Annotated in this window: 16 protein-coding genes and 1 pseudogene; all 17 read left to right on the forward strand. The window is 41.6% G+C overall.

What is annotated here, in order from left to right; all coding sequences use genetic code 11:
- The first annotated feature begins 19 nt into the window (after nt 1-19).
- The 17 genes and pseudogenes from glmM to MKY83_RS01175 all read left to right on the forward strand — a co-directional run bounded on the left by glmM (nt 20) and on the right by MKY83_RS01175 (nt 13,896).
- Nucleotides 20-1,366 (forward strand): phosphoglucosamine mutase, encoded by a 1,347-nt coding sequence (gene glmM / locus MKY83_RS01095; RefSeq protein WP_044139154.1) that lies wholly within the window; start codon nt 20-22, stop codon nt 1,364-1,366.
- Nucleotides 1,367-1,940: 574 nt separating this feature from the next.
- Nucleotides 1,941-3,743, forward strand: a complete 1,803-nt coding sequence (gene glmS / locus MKY83_RS01100) for a glutamine--fructose-6-phosphate transaminase (isomerizing) (RefSeq protein ID WP_044139155.1) — start codon at nt 1,941-1,943, stop codon at nt 3,741-3,743.
- Nucleotides 3,744-3,804: 61 nt separating this feature from the next.
- The gene (locus MKY83_RS01105) at nt 3,805-4,164 is read left to right on the forward strand and encodes a hypothetical protein (protein ID WP_065097734.1); all 360 of its coding nucleotides are present in this window, start codon (nt 3,805-3,807) and stop codon (nt 4,162-4,164) included.
- On the forward strand, nt 4,151-4,507 hold the full coding sequence (locus MKY83_RS01110; protein WP_342488634.1) for a DUF2200 domain-containing protein: 357 nt from the start codon (nt 4,151-4,153) through the stop codon (nt 4,505-4,507). The genes MKY83_RS01105 and MKY83_RS01110 overlap by 14 nt, the downstream gene beginning before the upstream one ends.
- A 156-nt stretch (nt 4,508-4,663) precedes the next feature.
- On the forward strand, nt 4,664-4,855 hold the full coding sequence (locus MKY83_RS01115) for a PLD nuclease N-terminal domain-containing protein (RefSeq protein ID WP_113768606.1): 192 nt from the start codon (nt 4,664-4,666) through the stop codon (nt 4,853-4,855).
- A gap of 14 nt (nt 4,856-4,869) precedes the next feature.
- Entirely contained in the window at nt 4,870-5,787 is a 918-nt protein-coding gene (locus MKY83_RS01120) for an ABC transporter ATP-binding protein (RefSeq protein WP_326480573.1), read from the forward strand.
- Complete coding sequence (locus tag MKY83_RS01125) at nt 5,784-6,548, forward strand: ABC transporter permease subunit (RefSeq protein ID WP_126741714.1); 765 nt, start codon at nt 5,784-5,786, stop codon at nt 6,546-6,548. Before MKY83_RS01120 ends, MKY83_RS01125 begins: the two co-directional genes overlap by 4 nt.
- 170 nt (nt 6,549-6,718) lie before the next feature.
- Entirely contained in the window at nt 6,719-7,108 is a 390-nt protein-coding gene (locus tag MKY83_RS01130; RefSeq protein WP_044139161.1) for a RidA family protein, read from the forward strand.
- Between the two features lie 199 nt (nt 7,109-7,307).
- Entirely contained in the window at nt 7,308-8,030 is a 723-nt protein-coding gene (locus tag MKY83_RS01135; protein WP_283924100.1) for an ABC transporter ATP-binding protein, read from the forward strand.
- A gap of 19 nt (nt 8,031-8,049) precedes the next feature.
- A pseudogene (gene skfF, locus MKY83_RS01140) lies at nt 8,050-9,440 on the forward strand (sporulation killing factor system integral membrane protein).
- Nucleotides 9,441-9,459: 19 nt separating this feature from the next.
- Nucleotides 9,460-9,975: a HEAT repeat domain-containing protein gene (locus MKY83_RS01145; RefSeq protein WP_283924101.1), complete on the forward strand. Its 516-nt coding sequence runs from the start codon at nt 9,460-9,462 to the stop codon at nt 9,973-9,975.
- Between the two features lie 41 nt (nt 9,976-10,016).
- Nucleotides 10,017-10,397, forward strand: a complete 381-nt coding sequence (locus MKY83_RS01150; protein ID WP_283924514.1) for a TlpA disulfide reductase family protein — start codon at nt 10,017-10,019, stop codon at nt 10,395-10,397.
- A gap of 23 nt (nt 10,398-10,420) precedes the next feature.
- Complete coding sequence (locus MKY83_RS01155) at nt 10,421-10,636, forward strand: hypothetical protein (protein ID WP_283924102.1); 216 nt, start codon at nt 10,421-10,423, stop codon at nt 10,634-10,636.
- Between the two features lie 128 nt (nt 10,637-10,764).
- Nucleotides 10,765-11,916, forward strand: coding sequence for a DUF418 domain-containing protein (locus MKY83_RS01160; protein ID WP_321160737.1), 1,152 nt, complete (start codon nt 10,765-10,767; stop codon nt 11,914-11,916).
- Nucleotides 11,917-12,054: 138 nt separating this feature from the next.
- Nucleotides 12,055-12,426 carry a GntR family transcriptional regulator gene (locus MKY83_RS01165; protein ID WP_003217079.1) on the forward strand — a complete coding sequence of 124 codons (372 nt, stop codon included), beginning with the start codon at nt 12,055-12,057 and terminating at the stop codon, nt 12,424-12,426.
- A gap of 5 nt (nt 12,427-12,431) precedes the next feature.
- A complete protein-coding gene (locus MKY83_RS01170) occupies nt 12,432-13,307 on the forward strand; it encodes an ABC transporter ATP-binding protein (RefSeq protein ID WP_003216953.1) in 876 nt (291 codons plus the stop codon).
- Nucleotides 13,291-13,896 carry an ABC-2 transporter permease gene (locus MKY83_RS01175; protein ID WP_003216994.1) on the forward strand — a complete coding sequence of 202 codons (606 nt, stop codon included), beginning with the start codon at nt 13,291-13,293 and terminating at the stop codon, nt 13,894-13,896. The genes MKY83_RS01170 and MKY83_RS01175 overlap by 17 nt, the downstream gene beginning before the upstream one ends.
- Nucleotides 13,897-13,964 lie beyond the last annotated feature (68 nt).

Here is a 13,964-nt window from a genome sequence, read left to right on the forward strand (position 1 = left end):
AAAAAGGAGCGATTGAAACATGGGCAAGTACTTTGGAACTGATGGTGTAAGGGGTGTGGCGAATAGCGAATTAACGCCAGAGCTCGCATTTAAAATTGGGAGATTTGGCGGCTATGTGCTCACGAAGGATAAAGAACGTCCAAAGGTACTCGTTGGGCGAGACACACGTGTATCCGGTCATATGTTAGAAGGAGCGCTCGTTGCAGGCTTACTTTCAATTGGGGCTGAAGTGATGCGTTTAGGTGTGATTTCAACACCTGGAGTGTCTTATTTAACGAAAGCAATGGACGCAGAAGCGGGTGTCATGATCTCTGCTTCTCACAACCCAGTTCAAGATAACGGAATTAAATTCTTCGGCGGTGACGGCTTTAAGCTGTCTGATGAACAGGAGAATGAAATTGAGCAGCTGATGGATCAGCCGGTCGATCAATTGCCACGCCCAGTTGGAGCGGATCTTGGAACGGTAAATGACTACTTTGAAGGCGGTCAGAAATACTTGCAATTCTTAAAGCAGACAGCAGACGAGGATTTCACAGGTATTCACGTGGCGCTTGACTGTGCACACGGTGCAACCTCTTCTCTAGCGACACATTTATTTGCGGATTTAGATGCAGATGTGTCCACAATGGGAACATCACCAAACGGATTGAATATCAATGATGGTGTAGGCTCAACTCATCCAGAGGCACTTTCTGCTTTTATGAAGGAGAAGGGTGCAGATATTGGTCTTGCGTTTGATGGTGACGGTGACCGTCTGATTGCTGTCGATGAAAAAGGTGATATTGTAGACGGCGATCAAATTATGTACATATGTGCACGTTATTTGAAGGGCGAAGGCCGATTAAAGGATGACACGGTCGTCTCCACGGTCATGAGTAACCTAGGTTTCTATAAAGCGCTTGAGAAACAAGGCATTAAGAGCATCCAAACCGCTGTTGGTGACCGCTATGTGGTTGAAGCGATGAAAAAGGATGGGTATAATGTCGGCGGTGAGCAATCAGGCCACTTGATTTTCCTTGATTACAATACGACAGGTGATGGCATGCTTTCTGCAATCATGCTTGTCAATACACTCAAAGCAACAGGAAAAACATTGTCAGAGCTTGCCGCTGAAATGGAAAAATTCCCGCAGCTTCTAGTGAATGTGAAAGTGTCTGATAAATATAAAGTAGAAGAAAATGAAAAAGTAAAAGCAGTGATTCAAGAGGTTGAAAAAGAGATGAACGGTGACGGCCGCATTCTTGTTCGTCCATCTGGAACAGAGCCGCTTGTACGTGTCATGGCAGAGGCGAAAACAAAAGAGCTATGTGATGAATATGTGACTCGAATTACCGCTGTTGTGAAAGAGGAAATGGGTATTGAGTAATAGATGAAAGCAAATCGCTAGTAGCGGTTTGCTTTTTTTTCGAATAAACGTCATAAATGGATGGATTTGTACGAATCTTATAGGCGAGGGCAATTTCCTGTTGTCTTCATACATAAGAGAGCACATCAAAGGTAGAACGTGACAAGCCACATCGCATATAGTGTATGGAGGTCTTACTTTCTAAAAGGAAGGGATCACCCGCTACATTGTGATTGACGGAGGTCAGACCTTATAGTACAATCATCCTTGTGTTACTGGATTTTTATTCTATCAGGAAAGGCAGGGTAGATGTTCAGCAACTCTCTTATAATTATAGCGCCCGAACTAAGCGATCGGACGAAAGATGCTTAGTTGACGAGGATGGAGGTTATCGAATTTTCGGCGGATGCCTCCCGGCTGATCAGAAAAGAGATCACAGCCGTAAGTGTTTCTTTAAAGCAAAGAGGTGACTCTTTGTACAAAGGGAATACACATGATCTCCCAAATTAAACATGTAGAGAGGGACGAAGAAATGTCCCTTCTATTTTAGTAGGCTTTCTTTGTCCCTTTCACATGATCGGGAGGAAGAATATTTATGTGTGGAATCGTAGGTTATATTGGTCAGAATGATGCGAAGGAAATCTTATTAAAAGGTTTAGAGAAGCTTGAGTACCGTGGGTATGACTCAGCAGGTATCGCTGTGGCAAACGAAGAAGGCGTGCATGTGTTCAAAGAAAAAGGACGTATCGCTGAGCTTCGTGAAGTTGTTGATGCAAACGTAGCATCTTCAGCTGGAATCGGACATACACGTTGGGCAACACACGGTGTACCAAGCCATCTAAATGCGCATCCGCATCAAAGTGCTTCTGGCCGTTTTACGCTTGTTCATAACGGTGTCATCGAGAACTATGTACAATTGACACGCGAATATTTACAAGACGTCCCACTAAAAAGCGACACAGATACAGAGGTTGTTGTTCAAGTCATCGAACAATTTGTAAGCAGAGGTCTTGATACAGAGGAAGCTTTCCGTCAAACGCTTCTTCAACTAAAAGGCTCTTACGCAATTGCCCTTTTCGATAACGAAAACAAAGAAACAATCTATGTGGCGAAAAACAAAAGCCCATTATTGGTTGGTTTCGGAGAAGATTTCAACGTTGTAGCTTCTGACGCAATGGCGATGCTTCAAGTAACAAACGAATATGCGGAATTAATGGATAAAGAAATGGTCATTGTCACAAAAGACGAGGTGATCATCAAAAACCTTGACGGTGATATCATGACACGTCCTTCTTATATCGCTGAGCTAGACGCAAGCGACATCGAGAAAGGCACATATCCTCACTACATGTTAAAAGAAACGGATGAGCAGCCGCTTGTTATGCGCAAAATCATCCAAGAATATCAAGACGAAAACGGCAAGCTGTCAGTCGCTGGCGATATCGCAAGCGCAGTAGCAGAAGCAGACCGCATTTACATTGTGGCTTGTGGAACGAGCTACCATGCTGGACTTGTCGGTAAACAATACATTGAAGACTGGGCGAAAGTACCTGTAGAAGTCCATGTAGCAAGTGAATTCTCTTACAACATGCCGCTTCTATCGAAAAAACCGTTGTTCATCTTCCTTTCTCAATCTGGGGAGACTGCGGACAGCCGTGCTGTACTTGTTCAAGTCAAAGAACTTGGTCATAAAGCATTAACGATCACAAACGTACCAGGATCTACGCTTTCTCGTGAAGCGGACTTCACATTGCTTCTTCATGCAGGACCAGAAATCGCAGTGGCTTCAACAAAAGCTTACACAGCGCAAATCGCTGTTCTTGCGATCCTTGCATCCGTTGCAGCTGAATTAAATGGTCAATCTCTTGACTTCGACCTTGTGAAAGAGCTTGGGATTGTAGCAAACGCAATGGAAGCCCTTGTCGATCAAAAGGATGAAATGGAACAAATCGCTCGTGACTTCTTCACAGTGACACGTAACGCATTCTTTATCGGAAGAGGACTTGATTACTATGTGTGCCTTGAAGGTTCACTAAAACTAAAAGAGATCTCTTACATCCAAGCAGAAGGATTTGCTGGCGGAGAACTCAAACACGGCACCATTGCTTTAATTGAAGAAGGCACACCGGTCATTGCCCTTGCAACGCAAGAGCACGTGAACCTCAGCATTCGTGGTAACGTCAAAGAAGTCGTTGCACGTGGCGCAAACCCATGTGTCATCTCACTAAAAGGCCTAGAAGACGAAGGCGACCGTTTCGTCCTTCCAGCTGTACACCCAGCACTTGCACCACTTGCATCTGTTGTCCCATTACAGCTAATCGCTTACTACGCAGCCCTTCACCGCGGGTGTGATGTGGATAAACCACGTAACCTTGCGAAGAGTGTGACGGTGGAGTAGAGTTAAATAAAATCGGATTTTTGATACCCCTTTAGATATAATTGTCTAAAGGGGTATTTTTGTGTCTAAAGAACTAAATAAAATGAAAGATAGATTCGATAAGATCGTACATGTTCAAGGGAGCAGAATCATTATGAGTGAATATTTAAAAAAGGAGAAAAGGGGAATTATTTTTTTCTTCATCGTTTATATCGCATTGTTTATAAGCTCTTATTTGTTGATTGGCGGTCCTGCTACCGTCGAAGGACCGATTTGTGTATTTCTAGGATTCTGTTTCGTTCAATTTCATAAATATAGATCTTTCAAAAAAGATGCAGGTAATAAAAAGAGAATAGGCATACTAAGAGAGCAGCATGTAGAGAAGACCATACAGCTTGAATATTTTAAAAAGAAAGAGAGAAAAACACATGACCAAACCTAAAATCTATACAATGAGCTTTGCAAAAGTCTATCCTCTCTATATCGCAAAGGCAGAGAGAAAAGGACGAACGAAAGCTGAAGTTGATACGATCATTTGTTGGTTGACGGGGCACAGTCCGGAAGAGTTGCAGGAACGGGTGAATCAACAGATAGATGTTGAAAACTTCTTTGTTGAGGCCCCTGAGCTGCATCCTTTCCGTAGTTTAATCAAAGGAGTCATCTGTGGTGTTCGAGTAGAAGACATTGAGGAAGAAACCATGAAAAACATTCGGTATCTAGATAAGCTGATTGATGAGTTAGCAAAAGAAAAGGCGATGGAAAAGATTTTGCGGTGTTCTTCATGACCATAACAAGCAAGTCCAGTGAATAACCTTCACTGGGCTTTTTTTATATAGACCATTTGACCAATAAAAATAAAACCCATTTGAACGAATTCCCTCTTCATGTCGTCAAAAGAAGTGATATCAAAAAAATTGGTGTATGAAAAAGGAGTGGTGTGGATGGACATGAAGATGATTTTACCTCTTATTTTGCTACAAGCCATTTTAATGGTGATTGGTTTGTTTGATTTGCTGAAAAGAGATCCATCGAGGATCAGAGGAGAAGTGAAGTGGATTTGGGCTTTGGTGATTGTGTTTGTGGCGAGTGCCGGTCCTATTGCGTATTTCATTTTTGGCCGTAAACAATCTTAAAAGGGGGAATTCGCTTGAATATGCTGGAGTGTCATGGGCTGACGAAATCGTATGGCCCGAATGAAGTTTTAAAAAATGTTTCGTTTTCTGTTGGGGAGGTTGGATGTGTCGGCTTTTTAGGAGCCAATGGTGCGGGGAAGACAACGACGATTCGGATTTTGACGGGGCTTGCTCGTCCTACGACTGGTGTCGTGAAGGTGGCGGGTATGGATGTGACAAAGGACATGGATGACATTAGTCATGTGATTGGCTATTGTCCGCAGCAGCCTGCATTTTATCAGGACATGACGGGGCAGGAGTGGATGCATTGGGTTGGCGGGTTATTTCAATTAGAGAAAAACATCATTCGTTCCAAAACAGAGGAGCTGTTGAAGCTTTGTCGGATATATGAGGCGAAGGATCGTGCCATTGGCAGCTATAGCGGAGGGATGAAGCAAAGGCTTGCCATTGCGCAGGCACTTATCAACAGCCCGAAGGTTCTCATCCTGGATGAGCCTGTGTCTGCACTTGATCCAATGGGAAGGAAAGATGTCCTGACTTTGATTGAGCGTCTAAAGCATGAGATGTTGATCTTTATGTCGACCCATATTTTAGACGACATTGAACGAGTGGCGGATCATATTATCATGATCAACAGTGGAAAAATTGAGATGTCCTCTTCGATGAAACAGATCAAAGAAGACTATATCCAGCCAGTGATTGAATTTCAATTAGAACAACAGAATACGAAACTAGTGGCTTTGTTAAAGGAGCGGGATTGGGTGGAGGAATGCATTGAAACAGGAGACGCTTATCAGGTGCGAGTCAACGATCAACAAATGGCATTGAAGGAGCTGCCTCGTCTCATCACTGAAGCTGGCGGTGTTCTCCTCCATTATCGACTATCTAAGCTGACGCTTGAAGATATTTTCATGAAGGTTGTGACGGCGTGATGATGTTTAAAAAGGAATTTAGGGAGTTATTCACTAGTTATAAAATGTTATTTGTGCCGATTATTTTTACGATTTTAATGATCACACAGCCTATTACGCTTAAAATGCTGCCAGATCTTTTGTCGAAATCAGCGAATCTACCTGAAGGGTCCACATTTTATATACCAGAGCCTAGCGCTGGTGAGGCTTTAGCGAGTGCATTGAGTAAGTTCGATTCGCTTGGCGTTTTTATTCTCATTATGATTGTGATGGGGACGATCGCAGGAGAGCGTGCCTCTGGGGTGACGGCGATGATCATGGTGAAACCAATCAGTCGAATGAGTTATTATGTCTCGAAAATATGCGCCTATGCTTGTTTGACCTTGTTTAGTTTGGTAGTGGCAGTGCTTGCCTCCGTTTATTATGTGGACATCCAATTTGGGCATGTGGATTGGGTCAATGTGGTAAAAGGAACGCTTCTTTATTACCCCAATTTATTGCTGATTGTGGTATCGACCATTTGTGCTTCGGCATTCTTTACACGTTCCGTCACAGCTGGCGGTGTATCGCTTTTGATCAACCTTATTCTATTTACCGTTCCTTCATTTTATGAGGATACATTAGGGAAGTTTGCGCCTAAAGGCGTGACAAGTGCGGCCGAGGAGATGATTCATAGAGGGACTTATTCGGATCAGGCGCTTACAAGTTTTCTAGGTGTATCGGTATTGATTGGTTTCTTTTTTCTCATCGGATGGTTTCTTTTTAGAAAACAAGAATTATAGGTTGGAGGACCCTTTGGATATGAAGATCTAAAGGGTCTATTTTATAGGAGACTTTTTATTTGGAAGGCTTTTTTGTTAGCGTCACTAGAAGCATATCAATCTGAGTGAGAAAGAAAGTTTGATATGATGGATATAAATTGATTGTATTTTCAGAAAAGGGGTTTTTATCAATGAGAACATCACGTAATCCGGAGACCATTCACCCGCCAGTTGCACCATATACTCATCAAATAGAAACAACAGGACCACAGCGGTGGTTAACCCTATCAGGTCAAGTAGGGATGGAGACGGATGGAACAATTCCAGAGAGTCCATTAGAGCAGCTCCAACTAGCATTAGAGAATGTGAAGCGAAACATAGAAGCGGCAGACATGGCGGTAGAAGACATAACGAAATTAGTATTTTATCTCGTAGGAGAGTTCGATGCGGAGAGCAGAAAACGAATCATGGGGCAGTTTTTAGGCGAGCATCTACCTTGTATGACGATGATTTATGTGGTGGCATTGGCTTCACCTGATCTTAAGGTAGAGGTGGATGCTTGGGCGTGTCAGGAGATTTAATCGGTAAAAGATTGGGTGATTGATGCTCAATCTTTTTTGTTTTGTGAAATTTTAAGAAATTACCTCTATACCCTTATCTTGTTATTGTCTGTATGGTAATATCAGGGTAAATATTGAGTGGGTCTAATTACATTTACATGTCATCGTAAAAAACACCATTGATAAGCATACATCACTCTAATAGTAAGGGAGAGATTTGATGCCATTCATGGAGGTTCAGAATATAAGCAAACGATACAGCAATGGTGATGGGATAGAGGGTCTGTCGTTTTCCATCGAAGCAGGTGAGGTTGTGGCGCTGCTCGGGCCTAATGGTGCCGGGAAGACGACAACGATTCGGTGTTTAACGGGGCTATATAAACCAGATGGAGGGGAGATTCTCATTGAGGGTTTCCCGCCTGGTCATCCCCATGTCCAAAAACAAGTAGCTCTTATTCCTGATCAGCCGTATTTGTATCCAGACTTAACGGCTGCTGAACATGTTCAATTCCGTGCTCGTGGATATCATAAAGGTTTAAAACAGATCAAGGAAAAGGTATATGGAGCGTTGAAAGAAGTACATATGGAAAAAAAGATGAACGAACTGTGCGGAAGGCTGTCAAGAGGCCAAAAGCAGCGTGTCGTCTTAGCAGGGGCCATTGTTCAAGATGCCTCCCTTTTTATATTAGATGAACCGACTGTCGGGTTAGATATTCCGTCAAAACAGTGGCTGGCGGATTGGCTGAGACAAAAAAGCAGTCAAGGTGGGTCGGTCTTTGTGTCGACTCATAGTCTGGAGTTCGTTCTCGATACGGCCAGTAGGGTGGTATTGATACGAGACGGCGCCATCATGAAAAATATGGATGTTCCTCAATTAAAGGAAGAACAGAGTGAGTGGAGGGCAGAAGTCATTCAACTTCTGGGGGAGTGGTCAAGTGAATAACACACTCTCCCTTTTATGGATGAAATCTCAAAGACGCTTGATCAGTAAAAATCAAGAAAAGAAAATGCCTTTTCTGATCTTACTTCTTTTCATTGCGGCTATTGGTTTTCAGCTAAGCGCAGTTTCAAGTATGGGTGATTGGAATGCCGTTGCAGCTGGGTGGATCATTGCCTGTTTGTTTGTTCTCTATACGGGGTTTGGCTTGTTTACAAATCGGCTGCCTAGTCAAATGAACGATATCATTTGGTTATATGGAAATGGCGCTTCTCTATGGACAGTTGTCATCAGTGTATGGTTATATCACATTTTTTGGCGAGGGGCTCTTCTCATTGTTTCTGCTGTGGCTGCGGATCTACTTCTGTTTTTTATGACGCAGCAGTACCCGTTTCTGCTTGGAAAATCACTCATCCTGACAGGGCTGTTATGTTTGGCTGAAACTTGGATGATTGCGATGTCTTGTGCTAGAACCATTCGAGTATATGCCTGCTCATACTCGGTTTTGTATTGATGTTTGGCTTCTTTGCACTGCTGGTTTTGAATCAATTCATGATGAAACAGCCCTTCTTGATGAACATTGCTGATTCTTTGATGTTTCAAGCTGGACGTATGATCGAAGAGTTCTCCATTCTTTCTTTCTTCATCTTTATTGGAGTAATGTTCCTATCTTTCATCATGATGTATAGGGCTAGTCATCGTTTAGAGATGAAGGAGTCTTTAGTCAAAGAGGCAGTATTTTGGGAAGAATTTGAGGGGAAACATATTCAATCAAGTCCAATTGTTCAAAAAAAGGTCAAGACGTGGTGGGGGCTATCGTCATTAACGGGTAGCTGGGCTTTTCTTTGGATTGAATTATTGCTGGTAAAAAAGTATGCTGCCTTTCATTTGTTATCTACCATGCTGTTAATTGGTACTTACTATGTCGTCCTTACTTATTTTTCTGATTGGCTGAATCTATTCTTAATCGTCATCGCTTCATCCGTTCTTTTTAGTTCATATTATGCTGGGATTGTAAGACACGCACAAACAGGAGTGCTCTATCTTTTTCCAGGTGCTTTATATCAAAAAATCATTCTGTTAGAAGTGTTTCAAACCTTTTGGCTGTATGCGTTCTACTTGATTTCTCTTTATTTAATTGAGATTCAGGATGTATTGTATTGGACCTTATTTGGTGGAGGAGTTTATATATGGTTTTTGGCCATACGGCTCTTTGCCTTTATGCAGCCTCTGAGAAGAGAAAGGAGTTTTGCTTTGGCCGCCTATTATCGATCATTGCTATTTGCGTCTGTGATCAGTGCTATGGTTATGATTAGCATTCATCTAATCACTGATGGCTTGTTGACAACAATTGTATCCCTAGTGGCTGGAGCAGGATTTTATGTGCTTTGTTATCGATACCGTGCGGTTCATTAAACAGAGGAGTTGATTGTCAATGAAACCAGAAAATAAGCTGTCTCAATCAGTTCAACAATTGGCAAATACAAATGAAGTAACGATCGTTCAAGCAATAGGGGAATTGAGAAAGTTCGGAAAAGATGCAGTACCCGTCCTTGTTGAGGCTTTAAAAGAAAAAGGATCTCTGCGGAACATTGCAGCAGCTGTACTTGGTGAATTTGGAGCAGATGCGGGAGAAGCAGCTGAGCCACTAGCACAGCTATTAGAAAGTGAAGAAGAGGATACAAGAATGGCCGCTGCCATGTCACTCATGAGGATTGGACAGCCTAGCTTGCCATTCCTTCTGGCACTGGCTAAACGTTATGAGGGACCTACTTGTTTCTGGGCATCATGGTGTATCTCTTGGATTGATCCATCAAAAATTGAAAAAAACATGTACGAGTGCTTAAAACAAGAACAAGAAAATCCAACAGGCAGCGTCACTTCTTTTGCTGCAGAGGAAGCATTAGGGAAGATTATTGCTTTTCAGCTAAAGGAAAAGGGGGATGAATAGTGGAAACGCAAAAACTCAATTGACCTGAGCACCTCCCTTGGATTTTTCCTTCAGATCAAAGGAGTTTATCTGAGGGACAGCAGCTTCTATACTTTTGGTCAGTCAACTGTCCGCATTGTGAAGAATTAACCGACCACATTCTACATCGTGTAAATCAGTTGGGTATTCATTTAACCTGTGTCCATGTTCCATATACAGAAGATGAAAAGTCGGCAGATGTTGTTTCAGAATATGCAGAGGAAAAAAATATGACCGCTCCTATTGTGTTGGATCAGGATTATGAGATTGTTGCAAAGTATAAGATTCAAGGGTTACCTAGCTTTTGCCTTATAGATGAAGAGGGAAATTTAATAGATCGAAAAATGGGAGATAGCGGCTTGGAAAAAATATTGAGAAAGTTAGAAAAACATTCAATTAGTTAGTAAGTATCAGGGAGGAGAGAGTGTTGTTTCTATCAAACAAAGAATTAAAAAGAAACACGGTTTTTTTCGCCGGTGTTGGAGCGGTTTTGTTGATTTTAATGATATTGAAATGGTTTTCGATTTCTGCAGACTGGGAGCTGACGTTGATTTTTTGGGGATTGGGGATTTTGTTTTATTTGAAACGTGTGACGCGGAAAGAAGAAAGTCATCATTCATCAATTCATTCGTATGAAACCTAGAATGTATATTCTAGGTTTTTTTATTAAATTTACCTTAAAACGCATGTTTTTACATGGGTGTAGAGACCAATTTTTTAAAAGTGTGGTAGGATAAATATGCTTTTATATTTTCCGAAGGAGCTGTCGTGTTGAAGGGGTCTAGGGTTGAGTTAATTGATAGTTTGCGTGGTTTTAGTTTATTAGGTATTTTGATCGTGAATATGCTTAATTTTCAATATGATTATGATTTTGAGAAAATGTTTGATTCGAGTTTTTGGGGGCAGGAATTTGGCGTTTATGTAACGGAAATTTTGTTCCAGGGCTCGTTTTATCCGATTTTCTCCTTTTTGTTTGGATATTCTTTTATCAAGCTGATTGAATCTACGAAAGCTAAGGGACTAAATACGAATGCCATTGTCGTCCGCCGAGGTTTTGGTCTGATTGTGCTTGGAATGCTGCATTACATCTTTATTTGGAATGGTGACATTCTTCTTTATTATGGAGCTTGTATGCTTTTCTTGATGATGTTTATGAGCAGCCGGATCAAAACAATGCTGATTTGGTCGGGTGTGTTAGGTGCATTGTCATTGGTGGTTTTGCCATATCTGATGACCTTTGTTTATGGAAATGATGATTTGTTAACTGATGTGTATGCGAAGGGTGCATACGGTGATATTTTATTGAGCCGGATTACGATTGAAGACGATATGATGATTGTGACCATTATTATGGCGATCGTGACCATTACGCTGATGCCAATCCTAGGTTTTCTATTCGGTACGATCATGGTGGGTCCATTTGCACTGCTTGGCATGGCTATTGGGAAAAAAGGTCATTTGACAGAAGTAGATCGAGGCATGGCTTATCGTAAAGGCTGGGTTGGGATGATTATCATCGGGCTCGCCTTAAAATGTGCGACGTTCATTGATGCTCCTTGGAGTGAAATGGTGATGACGTTAGGTGCCTATGTTCTGACGATCGGTTATATTCAAGCCTTTATTGTTTTTTACTATTCAAAGGCTGCTCAAGGGTTGAAACGTCTGCTTGCAGGGCTTGGCCGTTTGTCCCTTTCAAATTATTTGGCGCAGTCGATCATTTGTACAACGATTTTCTATTCTTATGGACTTGGTCTATTTGGACAAATGGGATCAATGTTTGGACTGCTGCTCGCTGTCGGACTGTATACAGCACAGCTGTTCATCAGCTATCTCTATTTGAAAAAATGGAGAAGAGGTCCGGTGGAGTGGATGATGGGAAAATGGGTGTATTGGAGAAAAATTTTGTTGGGGAAGGCCGCATAGCTGAAAAGCTGTGCGGTTTTTTAGTTGAGTTGCAATCAAAAAATGGTTGATTATTCTTTCAATGTGTATATAATGTATATATAGTGTATATACAATATTTCGTTCCAAACACTAGTACAGAAAAAAAGAGGTTTTTATATGCAAATTACGATTTCAAACCACTCTAAGGAGCCCATCTATGAGCAAATTACGAATCAAATTAAATCGATGATTTTAACGGGTGAGCTGGCGGAAGGCGCGGCACTACCGTCTATTCGAAAGCTGGCGAAGGATTTGCAAATCAGCGTCATCACAACAAAGCGGGCATATGAAGAGTTAGAGAAGGCAGGATTTATTTATTCGATTGTCGGTAAGGGATCGTTTGTTGCCGAGCAAAACCTAGAGGTCATGAGAGAGAAGAAATTGAAGGTGATTGAGGAACAGCTTGGAGCAGTTGTTACAAACGGCAAGGAATTAGGCTTATCTTTTGATGAATTGCAGCAGTTATTAAAGTTCTTGTATGAGGAGTGAGATGAGTGGAGCACGTGATTGAATTCAAAGGAGTATCAAAACGATTCAAGGACTTTTCTGTTCAGAATCTTGATTTACAGGTCAAAAAAGGCTTTGTTACAGGGTTTATTGGAGAAAATGGCGCTGGTAAGTCGACTACGATTAAAATGATTATGAATTTATTAAAACCAGATTCGGGTGAGATTAAAATCTTCGGATTAGATTACCGCACCCATGAAAAAGAGATTAAGGAACGAATCGGCTTTGTTTACGATGCTAACGTTTTTTTCCCAGGATTGAATTTAAAGGACATTAAACGAATTGTGGCACCTGCCTATAAACGCTGGGATGACCAGCTTTTTTATCAATATATTGAACAGTTTGGTCTGCCGTTGAATAAAGCGATCAAAACATTTTCAAAAGGGATGCAGATGAAGGCGTCACTTGCGATTGCGCTGTCGCATCATGCCGAGCTGATTATCATGGATGAACCAACTGCTGGGTTGGATCCGGTCTTTAGAAGAGAGCTGCTCGGCACGTTACAAGAATTGATGATTGATGGAAATCGAACGATCTTTTTCTCGACGCATATGACGACTGATTTAGATCGCATTGCGGATTATATTGCGTTTATACAAAATGGAAGATTGGTCTTTCAACAGTCGATTCATGAGGTGGCGGAGAATTATGCGCTGGTGAAGGGGAGCCTGGATTTATTGGATCGAGACACAGAAAAGGCGTTTATCCATATTCAGCGTACGGCAGCCGGATTTGAAGCATTAACAGATCGGATTGATGAGGTGAAACTTATTTTTGGGGATGCTGTTGTGATTGAACCGGCGTCGCTTGAGGATATCATGTTTTATTTGAAAGGCGGGGTTGCGCATGTATCATTTAATTAAGCGTGATGTGATTTTGCAAAAGAAGCAGTTACTTATTTTTATTCCGTTTATCTTATTTTTTATTTTCATGGATGTCCATCCAGTATTGACGTTTCTAGTCGCTAGTGTCTTCATTCCATTTAACACATACGCTTATGATGAGAAGGCAGAAACGAATATTCTATTAAATTCTTTGCCTTATACACGGAATGAAATTATTGCATCTCGTTATCTTGGTGCCGTTTTTTATATGGTCATTGCGATCGGGCTGACAAGTGTTGCTTTATTTAGTTTTGGGAAGCTGTTTTCGATGACGGATATTGCTCTTGGCAGCGGGTTGTTTTTATTGTTCGCGGCGTGTACGTTTCCATTGTTTTATATCTTAAAGCCTGGTTATATCACAACGGCAGTGCTCATTGGCTTTATCCTATTATCTGCTATGGGACCGCCAGTTGTTCTCTATTTAGCAGAGCAATTCAGTGGGGTCACTGATTTTATGATGAATTTATCGATCCCTATTTTATATACGGGATCAACTGTGCTGATTATGCTCATCTACTTGCTGTCTTGGGGACTTTCTACTGCGATTTACCAGAGGAAAGTGTTCTAATTCAGATGATCACATCATTTTTAGAGAATCATTCATTTTGAGGTAAGACTTTCAAAATGGATGATTCT

It is taken from the genome of Bacillus sp. FSL M8-0266 (assembly GCF_038613425.1).
GTDB lineage: Bacteria > Bacillota > Bacilli > Bacillales > Bacillaceae > Bacillus > Bacillus pumilus.

What these genes read in the sequence shown, in the direction of transcription:
- glmM (WP_044139154.1), top strand. Translation starts at nt 20, where the DNA reads ATGGGCAAGTACTTTGGAACTGATGGTGTAAGGGGTGTGGCGAATAGC.
- glmS (WP_044139155.1), top strand. Translation starts at nt 1,941, where the DNA reads ATGTGTGGAATCGTAGGTTATATTGGTCAGAATGATGCGAAGGAAATC.
- MKY83_RS01110 (WP_342488634.1), top strand. Translation starts at nt 4,151, where the DNA reads ATGACCAAACCTAAAATCTATACAATGAGCTTTGCAAAAGTCTATCCT.
- MKY83_RS01115 (WP_113768606.1), top strand. Translation starts at nt 4,664, where the DNA reads ATGGACATGAAGATGATTTTACCTCTTATTTTGCTACAAGCCATTTTA.
- MKY83_RS01130 (WP_044139161.1), top strand. Translation starts at nt 6,719, where the DNA reads ATGAGAACATCACGTAATCCGGAGACCATTCACCCGCCAGTTGCACCA.
- MKY83_RS01135 (WP_283924100.1), top strand. Translation starts at nt 7,308, where the DNA reads ATGCCATTCATGGAGGTTCAGAATATAAGCAAACGATACAGCAATGGT.
- MKY83_RS01145 (WP_283924101.1), top strand. Translation starts at nt 9,460, where the DNA reads ATGAAACCAGAAAATAAGCTGTCTCAATCAGTTCAACAATTGGCAAAT.
- MKY83_RS01165 (WP_003217079.1), top strand. Translation starts at nt 12,055, where the DNA reads ATGCAAATTACGATTTCAAACCACTCTAAGGAGCCCATCTATGAGCAA.
- MKY83_RS01175 (WP_003216994.1), top strand. Translation starts at nt 13,291, where the DNA reads ATGTATCATTTAATTAAGCGTGATGTGATTTTGCAAAAGAAGCAGTTA.